Consider the following 18,571-nt stretch of genomic DNA (forward strand, 5'->3'; position numbering starts at 1 on the left):
GTCTGTTCACTAAACTGTGTCATAATATATATATAGGTATAATAGCCGGGTGGCTTGGCGAAACCTAAACTGGCGTATATCCGCCATATAACAACGGTTGGCTTGCCGCTGGTTTTTCATCGGCGCGAATATGAAAGGTTTTGGGGCAAACAAAATTGGTTTTTGAACAGGCAGGAGCAATTAGACAAAAACAAAAAAGGCGCTCCGGTTAAGGAAGTGCCTTTTTTGTTGACAATTCATTTTTGCTTTACTCAAGTGGAAGGGTAAGACGGATGGCGATGATTTCGCTATATCCATCAAATCCAACGCGACTTAAGGTTGCTATTCGGATATAATATTTCTCTCCCGGAATAAGGCCAGAAATATTTGCCAAAGCTTTTTCAGCTTCCACTACTATCGGCCACCCCTGAGCCGGATTGGTGCTCAACTCAACCCGGTAGCCCGAATTTTTGTTTACCACTTTCCATTTCAGAACAATTGAACCAATAGAAGCCCCGTTTCTTGCCTTCACCCATTCTGTAGCAGAAAGAATTCCCACCGGGCTATAAGAGTCACGAATTTTCATGCCACTGCTTGCTCCAATCTCCCGGTTACCCTTCGATTTGAATTCTACATAGTTGCGCAGGTCAGACATCTTAGTGTTGAATTCCGCCAAACGTTCATCGCGGATAATCGTCACCTCCGGGCCTCCGGGCATGGCACCTTCAGCAACCTCCAGCGCATCTATAGCGAGGGTTACGTCGGCCAGCGAAGGATCTGGATCAGGGAAGTTCAAATTTCCCAGCATCTTCCGCACAATCTCTCGCGCCTCGACGATTTTATCGCCCACGCTCAATTTAGCGAGTTCGAGTTTAATAATTAGTAACAAAACAAATGCAGAAAACTGCTGTTGGAATTTGCGCTCTTGGCGCTTTCCTTTCTTCATGGTTTTTTTCATGATTTTTGGTTTTAATTTGGTTATATAATAATGAATTGTCAAATTTGCTCCCCGGTTTCAGACGTCCACTGTGTGGCTTTTAATCTTTCGTTCCGGCTTACCCTATCTTTTACGCAACCAAACAATAAAAGGTTACAAAGTAGTTGCTCATCTTGTATTGTTTAAAGTTATTTATAATTAGTTAATTGCTTTTCTTGTAAGGCTTTATATATGATTTTTGCCTCTAAAATAATTTTCGAATATTTTTTGGAACCCTCTCATTTTTCTAGTAGGAAAAGTCTCTTTTCTAGTAGGAAATCTCTGAATACTAGTGGGAAAAGTCCTTTTTCTTATAGGAAATCTCTTAATACTAGTGGGAAAAGTCTCTTTTCTAGTAGGAAATCTCTCTTTTCTAGTGAGAAAAGTCTCTTTTCCAGTGGGAAATCTTTCTTTTCTAGTAGGAAACCTCTCTTTTCCAGTGAGAAATCTATGTATGTTAGAGAGAAAAGCCTCTTTGTTATAATGAAATCCGGGACTGTTCACTAAACTGTGTCATACTATATATAGGTATCAGCCGGGTGGCTTGGCAAAACCTAAACTTGCGTATATCTGCCATATAACGGTTGGCTTGCCGCAGGTTTTTTTAGATTTATGGTGGGGAATAGATGTTATGAGCAATACTTTTGACCAAAATATAACATGAAGATTGACGAATATCATATTAACCCTAAGAAGCTGTTTGGATTTGTGTCAGAAAGTTTTTTAGAATGAAAATCTTTCGTAGAACTCACTGATTTTCGCAGAAAAGGAACCAAAATCTACGAGTTTCTGCGAGTCCTGTGGGAAATATTAATTTACGATTAATAAATCCAAACAGCTTCTAAGGGATTCTTCAAAAAATAATTTGGCAGTAAACGAAGGGATGGTCCTATTTCACAGTAAACTGAAAAATGAGGAATGCACTAGTTGTCATTCAGATCATAATGGATTACATCCACAAAAGTCAATTAAGCATTTCGACCACGACCTTCTTTCGGCTGACATGAAAATAAACTGCAACAGTTGTCATGGCAAACCAGTGGATAAACTGCATGACCAACTCTCCACCTCTTGCAACAGTTGCCATAACACAAACAGTTGGAAGTCTACAGGAATGTTTAATCATGACATGATTACAGGAGTAGATAAAACTAACTGCACTTCTTGTCATCAGAAACCTACCGATTCCTTTCATCAATTGTTGCAAGACAATTGTGATAAGTGCCACTCAACAAGCAAATGGAAGCCTTCTACCTTCGACCATTCATCCTATTTTATTCTAGATAAAGACCACAATGCAGAATGTATCACCTGCCATACCAATAATAATTTCAGCTCTTACACCTGCTATGGTTGCCACGAACATTCTGAAAATAAAATCATTAGTAAACATCAGAAGCATGGTATTTCCAATTTTTCTGATTGTGCTTCTTGTCACCGTAGCGGTGATGAACATGATATCCGGATAGATATGAGAGGGAAGCAAGAAATGAATCAAAATGATGTCAATAAAGTGAAGGACTATATTAAGTCAGACAAGAAACACCACAAAGAAAAGGACTAAAGCGATGATTAATTCTTCTCCTCCCATAGGGTCCCCAATGCTTCGCAAAGGGAAACTCTGCAGGTGGGCGGAAGTTGAAATCTGAAAAAACACAGCACTCAAAATTGAGTTATTCTTCAACAAGCTAAAAATTAAACATTATGGAAACGACTACGACAAAGTATTCTACCGTATATCGGATTGTTCATTGGGCAATAGCTATATCATTTTTTACTATTGCTAAACACCATCTTTCTGCGATTAACTTGGCTGAATAAGAATAATATGGCGGATATCATGCAAGAGTATTTGAAAGGAGCAGGTCAATCTTTATCGCAAGACCAAGTAATTGCAATGGCCAAGAAAATTCGAGAACCGATGTGGAACTGGCATATTTATATCGGCTATATTTTGGTCGGATTACTCAGCATTCGTTTCGCCCTTCCGTTTTTCGGAGAAATGGAATTTCAAAATCCATTAGCTGCGGGTATATCCACCAAAATAAAATTTCAAAGGTGGATTTACATTATCCTCTATGTATGTATCGTTATTTCGTTAGTAACCGGATTATTGATAAAGTTTGGTCCGAAGTCTCTCCGAGAGCCTATGGAAGAAATCCATGCACTTGGCATTTACTATATCGTGCCGTTTATCATCATCCATTTGGCAGGTATATTAATCGCAGAATTTACAGACCCAAAAGGAATTGTTTCAAGAATAATCAGCGGCTCTGATCATAGCGTTTAAATATGAAAAGAGTAAACTAGCTTAGCGCAGAGTCCTTTTCCCAAAATATTTTTCTAATGAATGATTTGGGCGATGAACAAATTGCCTGATGGTAAATTCAACCTTGCGCTTGTCTGCATCTGTTTTATATTCGCGGCACAATACAAAAAACTGCACATGAATTTCTCTTTGACCGAAGAACAACTGATGATTCGCCAGGCGGCGCGTGATTTTGCACAAAATGAATGTAAGCCGGGCGTGATTGAGCGCGACAACCTGATGAAGTTTCCAGAGGAGCAGGTGAAGAAGATGGGCGAACTGGGCTTTTTGGGCATGATGGTTTCGCCGGAGTATGGCGGCGGCGGCATGGATACGATTAGTTATGTGTTGGCGATGGAGGAAATCTCGAAGGTGGATGCTTCGTGCTCGGTGTTGATGAGTGTGAACAATTCGCTGGTGTGCTGGGGTCTTGAAGCCTTTGGCACGGAGGAGCAAAAGAAAAAGTATTTGGTGCCTTTGGCAAAAGGCGAAAAGATTGGCGCTTTTTGTTTGAGCGAACCGGAAGCGGGCAGCGATGCTACTTCACAAAAAACGACTGCGGAAGATAAAGGCGATTATTATTTGTTGAACGGAACAAAGAACTGGATCACGAATGGAAGTTCGGCTTCGGTTTATTTGGTGATTGCGCAAACTCACCCGGAAAAGGGCCACAAAGGCATTAATGCTTTGATTGTGGAAAGAGGGATGAAGGGGTTTGAGATTAGTAAGAAGGAAGAGAAGCTGGGAATTCGCGCATCAGACACACATACGTTGTTGTTTAATGATGTGAAAGTGCCCAAGGAAAACCGAATCGGTGAAGATGGATTCGGGTTCAAGTTTGCGATGAAGACTTTGAGCGGTGGAAGAATTGGTATTGCGGCTCAAGCCTTGGGTATAGCCGCTGGCGCTTACGAGTTGTCGCTTGAATATTCAAAACAGCGCAAAGCGTTTGGCACAGAGATTTTTAACCATCAGGCCATCGCCTTTAAGCTGGCAGATATGGCGACGGAAATTGAAGCGGCGCGTTTGCTGGTTTATAAAGCGGCTCTATTAAAAGATCAGGGGAAGAATTATGATCAGGCTTCGGCTATGGCAAAAGTATTTGCTTCGGAGACGGCGATGAAGACCACCGTAGAAGCGGTGCAGGTTCATGGTGGTTATGGTTATGTGAAAGAATATCACGTGGAGCGTTTGATGCGCGATGCTAAAATCACGCAGATATATGAAGGCACTTCGGAAGTGCAACGGATAGTTATTTCGAGAGGAGTGCTGGCTTAGGCTTTCCTCCGCCTATTTTCAATTCAGAAGCAGATTATCAATCAGGCGGACGTTGCCTATACGTACCGCTACAAGGGCGATAAGTTTTTCGCGGCGGCTTTTCGCGGGCTTTAAAGTGCGGGCGTTGCGGATTTCAAAATATTCGACAGCAATGTTGTGGCAATGACTCAAATGTTTCCCGCCCCAAAATTGCAGTTTGGAAATGGACAAGTCATTCTCGTCGAACAGCGCTTTCACTCTATTCAGTGTCTTAGAGATTTCGGTAGCAAGTTTTCTTTTGGGGCGGCTGAGGCGCGCGTTTCGCGAGCTCATAGCCAGTCCATCTTTTTCGCGAACTATAGGGCAGACGACCAACTTTGTTTTAATCTTCATTAGCCCTATTAAATCTGCCACTATCAGTTGTTGCTGATAGTCCTTCTGGCCCATGAAAAGAAAATCGGGCTGAACGATTTGCAAGAGGCGTTCTACGACCTGCACCATCCCATTAAAATGACCGGGACGAAACTCTTCTTCGAGGGTCTTCGCCAAAAAGCCAAAGTTTCTCTTTTGTCTTTTCTTGGTGCCGTCGGGGTAGATTTCGGGAACAGAGGGAAGAAAAACAACATTGCAGGAGGCCTTATGAAGCAGGGCTAGGTCTTTCTGGTTCATTTCAGGATATTTCAGGAAGTCCTCTATATCATTAAACTGGGTTGGGTTGACAAAAATGCTGCAAAGGGTGATATCCGCTGTGCTTCGAGCTGTATCTATCAAAGAAAGGTGTCCGTCATGCAGGGCTCCCATAGTGGGAACAAAGCCAATGGTCTTCCCCGACTTTTGGGCTGCTTTAAGGTAAATTTGCAGTTCTGAGACCGTTTCAAAAACCTGCATTTCAGCGTGCTTTAACAATTTTGATTGCACTTTGTTGGGGTTCTTTCGGATTTTTGTTATTATCTTTGCACTCCGTTTCATTTAGACGGTCCTTTAAATCAACAAATAAAACAAACAATAATATGGAAAAGAAGAAGATTCTGATTATTACTCAGGAAATGGATCCCTATGTAGCCTTGACTGAGGCTGCAAAGATTGCCAATGAGCTACCCAAGTTCGTTCAGGAGCAAGGCATGGAGATTCGGGTGCTGATGCCTAAGTTTGGTACGATTAACGAGCGTCGCCATCGGTTGCATGAAGTAGTTCGTCTTTCGGGTATTAATGTGATTATAGATGATGAGGATTATCCATTGGTGATTAAAGTGGCTTCCTTACCCGGAGCCCGCTTGCAGGTATATTTTCTAGATAATGAAGATTTCTTCAAACGCAAACTTCTTTTTCACGACGAAAACAATAAGTTCTTCGACGATAACTCGGATCGAATGATTTTCTTCTGTAAAGGATGTTTGGAAACGGTTCGTAAGTTTGGTTGGGGGCCCGACATCATTCATTGCTTTGGCTGGATGACCAGTTTGATTCCTCTATATATCAAAACTACTTATAAGGACGACCCCGTATTTGCAAACACTAAAGTGGTTTATTCTATTGGCAGAAATGAATTCAAAGAAAAAATGAAGCAGGATTTCACTAAGAAACTTGCTATCAGTGACGACATCTCTAAAAAGCACATCGAGTATTTCAAAGCTGGCGACAACACGAGTCTGCACATTGCCGGTTCACGGTTTGCAGATGCCTTGTTGCTCAATGATTTGGTAGATGAAGAGGTTTCCAGCTACGTTAAAAAAACCAAAGGCAAGAAAGTCCTCAAAATGGATAGCAAAGAGGAAGATCCGATGATTCTGCTTGGGCGTTTCTATCAGACCATCTTAGCTAATTAAGCGTTCGGCTATTATTCTTTTATTTGCGCGGTGTTCATCCGTAGTCTTAGTCTGAAACATCTTAGATATCTCTTTATAGCACCAGCAGTTCTCTGTTGGTGCTTATTTTATTTACAGGGCTGCAAAGAACCTGGTATAGAAGATAAAGATTTGTTGACTAATGATGATGACCTTAACCTAAGGCGAGATACGCTGGCTGTGTCCGTATTTTCAGAATGGGTGCCGCCCTTGGTTTCCAGTGGGGTCACCACTACGGTTTTAGGAGATATCAAGGATCCTAAATTCGGGCGAACGTATGCGAGTTTTTACGCTCAATGCCGACTGCTAACCAACAATGTCACCTTTGGAGAGAATCCAATTCTTGATTCTATTGTGCTTACGCTCAAATACAACAACAAGTATGGTGCTTTCGACCAGCCGGTAAATGTCAGCGTATTTGAAATGAACCAAAGTATTTTTGATTCGGTCCCTTATAAAACCAATGATGCGTTTGGTGTCTATCTTCCCGCTATCGGGCAGGTTTCTAATTTCATTCCTAATCTGACGGATAGTGTTTATGAAATAGGTGGCGCATTACCAGCTCATCTTCGAGTAACTTTATCTTCCGCGCTCGGCAATAAGATTCTTTTAGCCAATCCGGCAGATCTTCAAGACAACAATACCTTTCTTAATCTGTTCAAAGGTTTCTATATCACGGCTACCGCTCCTGGTGGTGGCAATGGCTTGATATATTTTGATCCTCGTTCTACTTTTTCAAAGATTAGTCTGTACTATCAAAATAGTAGTGCCGACTCATTGGTATATGATATTCCACTTTCGGGTGCCCGTTTTAACCATTTCGACAATATCTATACCGGCACTGCCGTTAATTCGTCAGTTACTTCACCAAACCCGGCGGGTGAGGAACTGATGTATATTCAATCCGGGGCCGGAGTACGAGGGCGCATTAATATTTCTAATCTCGATAGTCTTCCCGATAATATTGCGATTAATAAAGCCGAACTGGTATTGTCACGAAGCCCCTCCGATACTGCATATCCTGGGCCATTGCTTCTTGATCTTTTCAGGATAGATGATGCTGGTCAGCCTCAGAAGTTAGAGGACGATGCACTCAATAGCTTTGGGGGAACCAGTGTATCAGAAATCGTTGACGGAGTAAGCATTATTCGCTACCGGTTCAATATCCGCAAATATTTTCAGAAATTGATAAAGGGTGTTTATCATAACAACGGCTTTTTCTTACAAACACTTTCTGCCGAAACTACTTCTGAAAGATTGGTGATTTCCAATTCTTCAACCGATAAAAAATATAGCGTAACTTTGATCGTTACTTATACTAAACTATAATTTATATGTGTGGTATCGTTGCTTATGTTGGTCCTCGTGAGGCATATCCTATTTTAATTAAAGGATTAAAACGACTGGAATACCGAGGCTATGATAGTGCCGGGGTTGCTTTGTTAAACGGAGAACTCAATATTTATAAGTGTAAGGGGAAGGTCGCTGACCTTGAAGCGGTTACGGAATCAAAAAATGTATCCGGCCATCTCGGCATGGGGCATACCAGATGGGCCACTCATGGCGAACCGAATGATGTGAATTCACATCCTCATCTTTCTCAAAGTGGAGATATCGCCATCATTCACAACGGCATCATCGAGAACTATGGCACCCTCAAAGAAGAACTGACCAACCGCGGACATATATTCTTGAGCGACACAGATACCGAGATACTGGTACATCTCATTGAGGATGTTCAGAAAAATACAAATGTCCCACTTGAGGAGGCTGTGCGTCTGGCTTTGCATGAAGTTATCGGAGCTTATGCTATTGTCGTCATTTCTAAAAATGACCCTACCCAACTGATTGGAGCACGCAAAGGTTCGCCACTAGTAGTCGGGATTGGCGAAGATGAATTCTTCATGGCTTCAGATGCTACTCCCATTATCGAATACACCAAAGACGTTACTTATCTGGAAGATGGCGAGATTGCTTTCATACGCGATGGCAAACTAAGCGTGAAGACCATTGACAATATAGAGCGCATTCCTTACATCCAGAAACTGGAAATGAATCTGGAGGCGATTGAGAAAGGCGGCTATGAGCATTTCATGCTGAAAGAAATTCATGAGCAGCCTCGTTCCATCTATGATTCTTTGCGCGGACGCTTTGACCCGGCAACCGGGCTATTCGCTATGCGCAGCCTTAAAGAATACGAATCAAAAATCAAAAACCTCAAACGCATCATCATAGTGGGTTGTGGCACCTCTTGGCATGCCGGGTTGGTAGGTGAATATCTATTTGAAGATATTGCCCGCATACCGGTGGAGGTGGAATATGCCTCCGAGTTCCGGTATCGGAATCCGGTAATTGGCGAGGATGATTTGGTCATTGCTATTTCACAATCAGGAGAAACGGCCGATACGCTGGCGGCTATTGAACTCGCCAAAGAAAAAGGAGCCACTATTTTTGGCTTGTGTAATGTGGTCGGCTCTTCTATTCCACGTGCTTCTCATGCCGGAGCCTATACCCATGCCGGGCCTGAAATCGGTGTAGCATCAACTAAGGCCTTCACTTCGCAGGTAGCAGTACTTGCTCTCTGGGCATTTGGTTTTGCGCAATTGAAAGGACGGGTTACTAAACAGGAATTGAGGAATGCCTTTGCTGAACTTGAGGCCATTCCTGATAAAGTGGCGCGGACCTTAGCTTGTGAACCGCAGATAATCGAATTAGCTAAAACATTTGTCAATTCACATAATGTGCTTTACCTCGGTCGGGGATATGGCTTTCCGGTTGCCTTGGAAGGCGCGCTGAAGCTGAAAGAGATTTCTTATATCCATGCCGAAGGGTATCCTGCTGCAGAGATGAAGCATGGGCCCATTGCCTTGATTGACGAAGCCATGCCGGTAGTTGTCATTGCAACCCACAGCAACATCTACGAAAAGGTCATTAGCAATATTCAGGAGGTGAAAGCGCGTAAAGGAAGAATTATTGCCATCGTTACCGAAGGAGATAACAAGGTGCGCAATATGGCCGACTTTGTTATTGAAGTTCCTGAAACCAAAGAATATTTAGAGCCTTTGCTCACCACTATCCCTTTACAACTTCTCTCATACCATGTCGCCGTGCTTCGCGGATGCAATGTGGACCAGCCGAGAAACTTAGCCAAGAGCGTTACGGTAGAGTAAAACGCAAAAATGGGACATGGGACAAGTGAAGGATAACCTTCTCACTTGTCCCTTGTCCCATTCACATTTTCAGTCTATTTCGTAGCCGCAAAACGTCTTGCTACTTCGCTCCAGTTGATAACGTTGTAGAAAGCGCTTACATAATCAGGGCGACGATTTTGGTAGTTCAGGTAATAAGCATGTTCCCAAACATCAATACCGAGGATTGGAGTGCCTCCACAACCACGCGCACTTTCAATATCCATCAAAGGATTGTCCTGATTTGCCGTAGAGCAGATTTCAAGTCCCTTTGATGTAACACAAAGCCAAGCCCATCCAGAGCCAAACCGAGTAGCGGCTGCTTTGCTGAATTCTTCCTTAAATTTATCGTAAGAACCAAAAGTGCTGTTCATAGCATCGCCCAATGAACCCATAGGAGAGCCGGTAGATTCATTATGTGGTGCCATAACCTGCCAGAACATCGAATGATTCCAATGACCACCGCCGTTGTTGCGCACGGCAACCGATAGCTTAGAAACATTTTTTACGACTTCATCTATAGATTTATTCTCCCATTCTGTACCTGCCAGAGCAGTATTCAGATTGGTAACATAAGCTTTGTGGTGCTTGTCGTGATGGATCTCCATCGTGCGGGCATCAATATGTGGTTCGAGTGCGTTGTACGCATAAGGTAAGGCAGGTAAGGTAAAAGCCATGGTTTCTAAATTTTAGAGTTAAAAAAAAGAGATTAAAGGTTTCATCATAAAAGAGGAGTAAATCCTTATGATATTGAGATGCCAAAAATAAAATGTTTCGAGCAGGATAGATAATTCATTTGCGCTTTTTTCTGAAAAACTCTGTTAACAATATACCACATTCCTCTCCCAATACTTTATGAACCACCTCGGTTTTCGGGTGAAGCACCTTTCCTTCTATTAAACTGTAACCCGCTTTGGGATCTTTTGCTCCATAAACCAGCTTACCGATTCGCGCCCATTTCAAAGCGGCGGCGCACATCAAGCAGGGTTCGAGTGTGACATATAAAGTACATTCTTCCAAAAACTTACTGCCGAGATAATTCGATGCAGCGGTAATGGCAATCATTTCGGCATGAGCTGTCACGTCGCGTAACTTTTCTGTTTGATTATAACCTTTGCCGATAATTTTGTCATTGCAAATTACTAAAGCTCCCACCGGAACCTCATCTTCTTCTCCTGCACGGACGGCTTCTTTCAGCGCCAGCTTCATGTAATAACTATGGTCAAAGGGCATCGGTTGAAATTCTTTTTCGTAAAATAAATAAATAGCCCAACAAAGCCGGCAGCACCAGGTTCATCAGCCATACAAAGGTAACTGCACTTAACACCACCAACTGGTTTTCATCGCTTTCGGAAAATACATAGAGTGCTGTGCCGCCTCGGAAACTGAGGTCGAGTAGCGGCATCAGCGGTGAGAAGGTCTGGAACAAAAGAAAGACGGCTGTGCAGGCAGAGAGTGTGACCAAGTCGCTGTCGGAACCGAAGAAAACAAGCAACAGGACATATTGATGGAGGTAAACCGTAAAGCGAAGAAGCGAAAGAAAAAAGACCTTCAATTGGGTGAAGAATTTAGGCACGTGAATTCTCTGCAACACCCATCCACGACTTTGCAGAAAAGAGTTGGAACTGATAAAACGATTGAACCAATCATAGCGGAAATAAAAAAGCAGAAATATCAACGCAGCTCCGGTAACGAGCGCATAAAGAAAAGAGTCATCGCGCCAAAGACGAAGCAAGAGCGAAGCCGCCACGAGCGTGGCTGCTGCCTGTGCCAGCCCGCCAATCACGCTAAGGTAAAACGCCTTGGGTTGATTATCGCCTTCCAGATACATGGCGCGGCCTACAAACTCGCCACCGCGACCGGGAGTGATGAAACCCAGCGTCACTCCGGCCAGTACCGCTTTGAAGAGTGAAACAAAAGACTGTCCCGATTGCAGCAATATTTTCCACTTGTATGTTTCCAAAAACCAGTTGACCGCCACCAGCAAAAGAGCCGCGATGAAAAAAGGATAGTTGTCTGAATGCAGATGCTGCAAGAACCCCGCAAACTCTGTTTTGAAATTTCCTCGAATGAACAAGCGATCGGCAATGAGCCATGTCATCAGGAAAAATATCATCCATTTGAATGCCCAAACGATGCGCGGTTGCCGGAAAAATTTCACGCGCTAAACATAAGCGAAAATGTTACCCGAAAATAAAGAACAGCAGATTCTGTTTGGTGTTATCCGAAATAAAAAACCTTCCAAGTCTTCAAGACTTGGAAGGTTGACCCTTCGAGTTTAAAAACCCTTATGGAATTTGAATGACTCCTATCATCGGCGAATGATTGGTACAACGATAATATAAGGTAGTAGGCGCATCCATCGGCACTTTAAATGTCAACGATGAGTTATCGGCATCCTGATTGGTGACCCCTACATTGAATGGAGTGCCGGGAAAAGTATTGGTGCTTGATATACGAAATGGATTACCGGTAGAAATATTATTAAACACATAGGTAAACCCTCGGTGCAAAATCAAGGTAGGATTTGCATTAGAGCCAGAGACGTAGTCCGGTGCGTTTCCAATCAAATAGGCTGTATTGTTTGATTGATCTACGTTGAAGACCACCGTAGAACCATCTGCCGCAGCACCGATCGCACCGATAGGGCCAGTCATACCCACTCCATCTGCCCCTGTGGGACCGGTCGGTCCTGCCGGTCCGGTTGCTCCGGCAGAAGCATTAGCGGCGTAGAGCGCAAAGGGAACACTGAGCAGTTGAGAGGCTCCCAGATTGACGTACACTCCATCCATTTCTTTATCCATTTCTACCAGCAGGAATTTCTCTCCGCTCGCCCAATCTATAGCGCTGAAGTTTCCCATTTCAACGGTTCCTCTGCCAATAAACGAGCTAAACAATCCAAACTGATTGGTGATAACCGTATCTCTTTCGCGATAGACGGGTGTACCCGGCGAAATATCTGATTCCACCGTAAAACGCATAATAAGTTTCTTCTCAGATACTACTGTTCCATTCGCATCGCGGGCAACGGCTTGATAATTAATCGCTTGCGGAACTTGTGCACTCAACATTTCTCCTGCCAACAAAAGCGGGATAATCAAATTGATCATTGTCTTTTTCATGATTTTAGAATTTAGGTGAATGATTTTTTGTTTACTACCGTGTTATCAAACACACAGCATCCAAACAGCATGCCGGTATTTCGAGTTTAAAGCTACAACCTTTTCGTACTTGGATGTAATATTGTTTCACATCTTTTTGCGAATAGCTGTAGTCCGTTAGTCCGTTCAAATAAAGGAGTCCAAAATCTTTTGAAGGTCATACAAAATAAACCTTCCAAGTCTTGGAGACTTGGAAGGTTTCGATAAAAGCGCTTCCATCTCTCGGAGGGATGGAAGCGCTACATATTCGGGACAAGCTATCCGGCGGGAACAAGTACCGTTCTCGCCACGTAAAATCAAACGACGGGCGTGGTAACGGTATTCACCGATTCTTCCCAATAGTTTTCAGAATCCCTTTCAATCCATTGATGAATGATTGTTTTCATTGCTTCCATCTTTATATGGCAAATAATGTTGCGGAGAATGAGCAGCCCATAGGGAACCAAAACGTATATGACGGGGGCTAACCTGTCTTTAAAAAGGTATATAAAGAGACAAATAAAAGCGCTGTTTAAATAGAATTGGGTTTCCAAAGTACGGCCTTTACCAATAAACTGGTTATGTCCTTTCATGGTCACTTTATGTTCTTCAAAATTTACTTTGAGTACGCTGAAAAGCGGCATGTAAATGGTCAAAGTAGCTCCCGGTGCGGGGGTGGACTTCAGGATAAACTGATCTGTGTTTTCGTCAATGGAATATTTATATCCAAAGAATTTGAGCCGTTCTGCAATCTTCTCGGGGCGGATGGGTTTATTCATAACAATTCGTTTATGAGTAAAAATAAAAAACCTTCCAAGTCTTAAAGACTTGGAAGGTTGAAGAAATCATCGCTCAATTCCCCTTCTGCTTCTTTTTTCTTCAATTATTTTTTGGATGGCCTCTAAATCTTCTAATGGCATTTGGCGTATTTCGGCGATGAGGTTGGGAAACTTTTTGGTGCGCAGTTTTTGGAGCGGATGGTTGGGTATGTCCCAGGCTTTGCTGTCGGGTTCCCAATAGAAAATGTCGTTGGGGGTGCAGTGATAATGGATGCAAATCAGTTCGAGGTGTTTCATGTTCACTTGTTTCACTTTTTTGTTCAAAAGGCGGGTGGCACTGGAATGTGGAATGCCGATAGTGGTGAGTGCCGGGTGCGGGTGGCTAAGGTCGCGCGCGGCGAGTAGTTCTCTGATTTTTAAAACGAACATAAAAATGGGTTTAGGGTTTAAGTAATTGTTTCGAGGGGTAATTTTAAAACGAATGGATGTTTTCTGAAATCCTACATAGGATGTTCATCCGAGCTTTCAGGAGGTATAAACTTATTTTGAGGAGGTGGTTAAGACATGATGGGATGTATTTCCTATCATACAGGCTATCCTTCTAATAGGATAGGCCATCTTTCAGATAAATAGGGAGGTGTTTCTGTCAAAGCGGGAGGTATATCCGATAATGCAGGAGATTTATAACTCAAAGTTTTCTTTTTGCTCCGTTCAACCATATATTTTTGGTTTTAAATAAAAAACAAGGAAATATGGAAAACCATCAGGAAGATAAATTAGGGATGTATGAAAAGGTGAAAGCATTTCTCTTCACCTTTGCCGCCGCCCTGGCGAGTGTGACACAGATTGCGGGCTTGGAGACCACGCTGAACGATAATATTGACGACATAATAGATGCCGATATCGTCGCCACCGAAGATGACACCTGTTTCACGGAACAAAAAAGCTCCGAGCGTTCGGATTTGGAAGAGCTGGTGCTCAAAGTAGCGCGGGCCTTGAGCAGCTATTGGGCCAGCATCGGCAGCACCGGTTCGCTGCGGCTCACGGACTACAGGCCTTCGGAACTGGAGGCGCTGCGAGATAATGACATGTTTGCGGCGGCCAAGCGCTTGTTCGATGTCGCTGAACCTTTGAGTGCCAGCCTGTCGGCGTTCAACAGCGGCCCTGCCGATGTAACGGACCTCGGCACCAAGATGGATGAGTATTTCAGCCACATACAGTTGCCAAAATCGAAACAGGGGGTGCGTATAGCGGCGGGCAAGGATGTGGACCGGCTGATGGAAAAGACCGACAACCTTCTTAAAACGCTGGATATTTATCTGTCCACCTTTGCTACGATTGATGAGAATATGTATGACCAGTATAAAAGCGCCCGGTCTATTGATGATTCGGGCGGCGGAAGCTCGAAAGTGCGCCGCGGCAATCTGGATCCGGATTCGATTCGCAATGCCACGTTTGCCGCCGGCCAGATTTCGGAAGACACGGTGCTGGAATTTGCCAACACCGGCATCAGCAGCCTGATGGTATTTTATTTTGCTTCAAGTCCCTTGGCCGTTTCGGATGGCGTGACCACCGAAGTGGCACCGGGCGCCAGCATTCAGAAAACTGCCCTCGATGCCGGATACCTGATTACAAAAAATAAGCTGACTGTTTTTAATCAGAGCGCCCAATCGGGCAAATGGCGGGTGAAGATTATTCCGCAGCCATAGGCTTTGCTTTTTGTTTGCTGTTTGCAAACCTTCCAGGTCTTTAAGACTTGGAAGGTTTTTTTTGATTGTATGCGCCACTGGTTTAAGTTTGCAAATAATCCAATCAAAACAAAAGGCACTGATGATGGAACGTGGGGGCTTTTTTGATTTCAATCTCTAACATTGAAAATTCCTTAACTTCGTATTATTAATTGAAAAAAGAAATGGAATACATTTTAATCCCTTCAAAATCTAAAGATGAAACAGCTTTTTTTCTAAGTCTGCTCAAGCGGATGAAGAAAGAAGCGGCAACACTTTCTGCTGACGAGATGGAGGACTTAGCGTTTATCAGTGCTTTGAAAGAAGCGGAGGTCAGTGGGAAAGGAAGTTTGAACAAAGTAAAAGCACGTCTCGCAAAAATTGCCTCCGGCAAATGAAGGTAGAAGTTCAGAGGTCTTTTGAAAAGGATATTGAAAAAGTCACTGATGCGAAGCTTGCTGCTCAGATAAGTGCCGTAATAGATGAACTGGAAAACTGTAAATCACTGTCTGGTCTGCGCCACCTCAAAAGAATGCAAACCAAAGGCAGTTACTATCGGATTCGTATTGGCAACTATCGGCTTGGACTGCTTCAGGATAAGGATAAACTTATCTTGCTTCGGTTTATGCACCGCAAAGACATCTACAATTATTTTCCCTAATCACTCATGAAACGCCTTTCCATATTTCGTCTTTGTCTGTCGCTATCCTTCACTTTGGTGGTAATGACTACGGTCAGTTTTCATGAAGTACACTACCTGTTTACTCATCATGCCGAACATGAACACTGCGAAAACCATTTGCATGCCAATGACCATAACCATTGTTCGGTTTGCAAGTTTGATGTTTCGGTTTTTCACTGACGATCTTTCAGTGCCGTTGCTGAGTGAAGCCGATATATTTCCGGTAATAATCATTGCCCAACTTTATGCTCCTATTCTTCTAAAGAAGCATCCTTCCAATCTTCTCCGAGGTCCTCCGGCACTCGCATAGCTATTCTGTTATACCGGTTCATCGGGCCGGTTGGTTTATCTGTTGATTTAATTTATTGAGATGCCAAGAGTATTCTGTTTACTCCTGCTTTTATGGTTTATCCCTTCATGCGTTCACGCGCAGGATTGCAATATTGTCCTGAAGGGAAAGGTGCTGGATGAAAATTCGGTCAATGCTTTAGAGGATGCCACCGTGGTGATTGTAGAAACCCAGCAGTCGGTGATAACAGATGCAAAGGGGCGGTTCCAGTTCAAATCTCTATGCACAGGCAAGATGAGCATCTCCATTTCGCACATCGGTTGCGAATCGCAATTGATTGTTCTTGAATTGAATACCGATACCTTGATCAAACTGAAACTGAACCATCACCATCACGAATTAGACGCAGTGGAAGTAACCGCTTCAAAAAAAGAAAGTCATAGCACTCAAAGCGCCGTAACCATAGATAGCAAAGAGCTGAATCAATTGAGCGGATTGTCTCTTGCTAAAACACTGGAACGGATTCCGGGTGTTTATTCGCTTAGTACCGGCGCCACGATTTCTAAACCCGTGATTCACGGTCTGCATTCTAACCGAATCTTGATGATGAATAACGGGGTGCGCTTGGAAAGTCAACAATGGGGCAGCGAACACGCTCCTGAAATAGATCCTTTCGCAGCAAAGAAAATTACCGTGATTAAAGGGGCCAACTCACTTCGCTTTGGCAGCGATGCGATTGGCGGAGTGATTTTGGTAGATCCCAATCCGCTACCGGTGAAACATGGGATAGCAGGCGAAGTCAATCTGGCTGCGTTCAGCAATAATGCCGAGGCAAACATTTCTGCCACAGTGGAAGGCTGCCATCACCGCGTTCCAGCTTTTAGTTGGCGAGTGAATGGCACTTACAAACGCGGAGGCAATTCACGTGCTCCGGATTATTGGCTGGGAAACACGGGTATTGAAGAAGGAAACTTTTCAGTAGCCGCCGGATACAAAAAACCTAAAGCAGGTGTTGAAGTTTATTATTCGCGCTTTCAAACACGAATCGGCATACTGGCAGCAGCGCACACCGGCAATCTCGCTGACTTGCAAGCAGCCATCGAGCGGCGCGACCCGCTCATACCAGCTTCTTTCACCTACACCATCGGAAGGCCGTATCAATCGGTAGTGCATCACTTGGCAAAGGTCAGAGCTTATTTTCAGCACAAAAAGCTGGGCGACTTCTCAGTCACCTTTTCCTTTCAAAACAATGTGCGCAAGGAATATGACATCCCGACCGCCGCGGTGCAGGACAAACAGAGACCAGGTTTCTATTTTCAAATTCAAACTTTCAATCTCGATGCCGATTGGCAACATCACCTCGGTAAATACGTCAGCGGTACTTTTGGTATCAGCGCTTCGACGCAAACCAACAACTTCAAATACTCCTACTTCATTCCTGACTTCTGGAATTACGGCACCGGATTGTTTTTGGTAGAACGATGGGTGAAGGACAAGTTTGAATTGGAAGGCGGTTTAAGGTTTGATTATAAAGCGGGACAGTATTTTATCCGGACCACGTCTGTTCAATATGATACTTCACTTCAATTCTATGCTCCAAGTGGTAACATCGGCTTTGAATATCACGCCAAGGAAAATTTGGCTTGGCGATTAAACTTTGGTTCTGCATTTCGGGTACCTGCTCCGAATGAACTCTTTGCATTTGGCGTTCATCATGGCGCTGCAACTTTTGAAACCGGTAACGCAAACCTGCGACCGGAACAAAGTTTTAATCTCAGCACATCCGCCAATTACCAAAGTAAATATTTCTCTCTCAATGCTGAACTCTACACCAACTACATCCGGCGCTTCATTAACCTCGTTCCGGTTCAACCGCCCCGGCTGACTATTCGTGGTGCTTTTCCTTCTTTTGACTATCGCCAACAGGATGCTTTACTCAGCGGCTCAGATTTCGATTTCACTATCCATCCATATAAGGGCTTAGATGTTTACAACAAAACATCGCTCCTTTTCGCTAGAAACCTTGCAACCAAAAATTGGTTGGAACAAATGCCACCTTTACGTTTTGAATATGGACTGCGCTACTCCATAAGTTTTAGCCGGAAACTAAAAGAAGTATTTGCTGGTGCGGCGGTGATACAAGTTTTAAAGCAATCGCTTCTGCCAAATCAGACAGATGATTACGCTCCCTCTCCACCGGGATATTGGCTGTTGAATTTTGATGCGGGTGTGAGGTTTGAGTCAAAGCAAAACAACTACTCCCTCTCTGTCAACATAGACAATGCCGCCAATGCAAAGTACCGGGATTATTTAGACCGGTTCAGATATTATGCCGACGCTCGCGGAATAAACTGTGCACTTCGGTTCACTTGGAATTTTTTCATTCCTGAACATCATTAACC

The 18,571-nt window shown here is 43.6% G+C and carries 18 protein-coding genes and 2 pseudogenes; 12 read left to right on the forward strand and 8 right to left on the reverse strand.

From position 1 onward, the window contains the following. Positions 1 to 54: 54 nt before the first annotated feature. Complete coding sequence (locus tag IPP77_10310; GenBank protein MBL0310046.1) at positions 55 to 267, forward strand: hypothetical protein; 213 nt, start codon at positions 55 to 57, stop codon at positions 265 to 267. On the opposite strand, the gene IPP77_10315 is transcribed toward IPP77_10310, so the two are convergent. Further along, positions 248 to 937 carry a fibronectin type III domain-containing protein gene (locus IPP77_10315; GenBank protein ID MBL0310047.1) on the reverse strand — a complete coding sequence of 230 codons (690 nt, stop codon included), beginning with the start codon at positions 935 to 937 and terminating at the stop codon, positions 248 to 250. The two genes, IPP77_10310 and IPP77_10315, sit on opposite strands and share 20 nt — an antisense overlap. 883 nt (positions 938 to 1,820) lie before the next feature. Between IPP77_10315 and IPP77_10320 the strand changes: the two genes are divergently transcribed. From IPP77_10320 to IPP77_10330, 3 genes and pseudogenes are all read left to right on the forward strand, one after another. Continuing rightward, positions 1,821 to 2,519: a hypothetical protein gene (locus IPP77_10320; protein MBL0310048.1), complete on the forward strand. Its 699-nt coding sequence runs from the start codon at positions 1,821 to 1,823 to the stop codon at positions 2,517 to 2,519. A gap of 140 nt (positions 2,520 to 2,659) precedes the next feature. Further along, positions 2,660 to 3,245, forward strand: a pseudogene (locus IPP77_10325) (cytochrome b/b6 domain-containing protein). A 156-nt stretch (positions 3,246 to 3,401) separates the two neighbouring features. Next, positions 3,402 to 4,541, forward strand: coding sequence for an acyl-CoA dehydrogenase (locus IPP77_10330; GenBank protein ID MBL0310049.1), 1,140 nt, complete (start codon positions 3,402 to 3,404; stop codon positions 4,539 to 4,541). An 18-nt stretch (positions 4,542 to 4,559) separates the two neighbouring features. Here the strand turns inward: IPP77_10330 and IPP77_10335 are convergent, their stop codons facing one another. Then, a complete protein-coding gene (locus tag IPP77_10335) occupies positions 4,560 to 5,408 on the reverse strand; it encodes a pantoate--beta-alanine ligase (GenBank protein MBL0310050.1) in 849 nt (282 codons plus the stop codon). A 122-nt stretch (positions 5,409 to 5,530) separates the two neighbouring features. Between IPP77_10335 and IPP77_10340 the strand changes: the two genes are divergently transcribed. From IPP77_10340 to glmS, 3 genes are all read left to right on the forward strand, one after another. Further along, on the forward strand, positions 5,531 to 6,346 hold the full coding sequence (locus IPP77_10340; protein ID MBL0310051.1) for a glycogen/starch synthase: 816 nt from the start codon (positions 5,531 to 5,533) through the stop codon (positions 6,344 to 6,346). A 150-nt stretch (positions 6,347 to 6,496) separates the two neighbouring features. Further along, positions 6,497 to 7,693: a DUF4270 family protein gene (locus IPP77_10345; GenBank protein ID MBL0310052.1), complete on the forward strand. Its 1,197-nt coding sequence runs from the start codon at positions 6,497 to 6,499 to the stop codon at positions 7,691 to 7,693. A gap of 5 nt (positions 7,694 to 7,698) precedes the next feature. After that, positions 7,699 to 9,534 (forward strand): glutamine--fructose-6-phosphate transaminase (isomerizing), encoded by a 1,836-nt coding sequence (gene glmS / locus IPP77_10350; GenBank protein ID MBL0310053.1) that lies wholly within the window; start codon positions 7,699 to 7,701, stop codon positions 9,532 to 9,534. A 74-nt stretch (positions 9,535 to 9,608) separates the two neighbouring features. Here the strand turns inward: glmS and IPP77_10355 are convergent, their stop codons facing one another. The 6 genes and pseudogenes from IPP77_10355 to IPP77_10380 all read right to left on the reverse strand — a co-directional run bounded on the left by IPP77_10355 (position 9,609) and on the right by IPP77_10380 (position 13,900). Next, positions 9,609 to 10,229 carry a superoxide dismutase gene (locus IPP77_10355; protein MBL0310054.1) on the reverse strand — a complete coding sequence of 207 codons (621 nt, stop codon included), beginning with the start codon at positions 10,227 to 10,229 and terminating at the stop codon, positions 9,609 to 9,611. A gap of 115 nt (positions 10,230 to 10,344) precedes the next feature. Further along, complete coding sequence (locus IPP77_10360) at positions 10,345 to 10,785, reverse strand: nucleoside deaminase (GenBank protein MBL0310055.1); 441 nt, start codon at positions 10,783 to 10,785, stop codon at positions 10,345 to 10,347. Continuing rightward, the gene (locus IPP77_10365) at positions 10,775 to 11,653 is read right to left on the reverse strand and encodes a flippase-like domain-containing protein (protein MBL0310056.1); all 879 of its coding nucleotides are present in this window, start codon (positions 11,651 to 11,653) and stop codon (positions 10,775 to 10,777) included. Before IPP77_10365 ends, IPP77_10360 begins: the two co-directional genes overlap by 11 nt. A 508-nt stretch (positions 11,654 to 12,161) precedes the next feature. Then, positions 12,162 to 12,266, reverse strand: a pseudogene (locus tag IPP77_10370) (collagen-like protein). A gap of 743 nt (positions 12,267 to 13,009) precedes the next feature. After that, positions 13,010 to 13,471: a hypothetical protein gene (locus tag IPP77_10375; GenBank protein MBL0310057.1), complete on the reverse strand. Its 462-nt coding sequence runs from the start codon at positions 13,469 to 13,471 to the stop codon at positions 13,010 to 13,012. A gap of 66 nt (positions 13,472 to 13,537) precedes the next feature. Further along, positions 13,538 to 13,900, reverse strand: coding sequence for a helix-turn-helix transcriptional regulator (locus IPP77_10380; GenBank protein ID MBL0310058.1), 363 nt, complete (start codon positions 13,898 to 13,900; stop codon positions 13,538 to 13,540). A 323-nt stretch (positions 13,901 to 14,223) separates the two neighbouring features. Here IPP77_10380 and IPP77_10385 point away from each other — a divergent pair, with 323 nt between their 5' ends. From IPP77_10385 to IPP77_10405, 5 genes are all read left to right on the forward strand, one after another. Beyond that, positions 14,224 to 15,180 (forward strand): hypothetical protein, encoded by a 957-nt coding sequence (locus IPP77_10385; protein MBL0310059.1) that lies wholly within the window; start codon positions 14,224 to 14,226, stop codon positions 15,178 to 15,180. Positions 15,181 to 15,383: 203 nt separating this feature from the next. After that, positions 15,384 to 15,596, forward strand: a complete 213-nt coding sequence (locus IPP77_10390; GenBank protein ID MBL0310060.1) for a hypothetical protein — start codon at positions 15,384 to 15,386, stop codon at positions 15,594 to 15,596. Further along, on the forward strand, positions 15,593 to 15,859 hold the full coding sequence (locus IPP77_10395) for a type II toxin-antitoxin system RelE/ParE family toxin (protein MBL0310061.1): 267 nt from the start codon (positions 15,593 to 15,595) through the stop codon (positions 15,857 to 15,859). Before IPP77_10390 ends, IPP77_10395 begins: the two co-directional genes overlap by 4 nt. Before the next feature lie 6 nt (positions 15,860 to 15,865). Beyond that, the gene (locus IPP77_10400) at positions 15,866 to 16,060 is read left to right on the forward strand and encodes a hypothetical protein (protein MBL0310062.1); all 195 of its coding nucleotides are present in this window, start codon (positions 15,866 to 15,868) and stop codon (positions 16,058 to 16,060) included. Between the two features lie 190 nt (positions 16,061 to 16,250). Continuing rightward, positions 16,251 to 18,569: a TonB-dependent receptor gene (locus tag IPP77_10405; protein ID MBL0310063.1), complete on the forward strand. Its 2,319-nt coding sequence runs from the start codon at positions 16,251 to 16,253 to the stop codon at positions 18,567 to 18,569. The last annotated feature ends 2 nt before the right edge of the window (positions 18,570 to 18,571 follow it).

The sequence above is a fragment of the Bacteroidota bacterium genome (assembly GCA_016722375.1).
Classification (GTDB): domain Bacteria; phylum Bacteroidota; class Bacteroidia; order Chitinophagales; family LD1; genus Bog-950.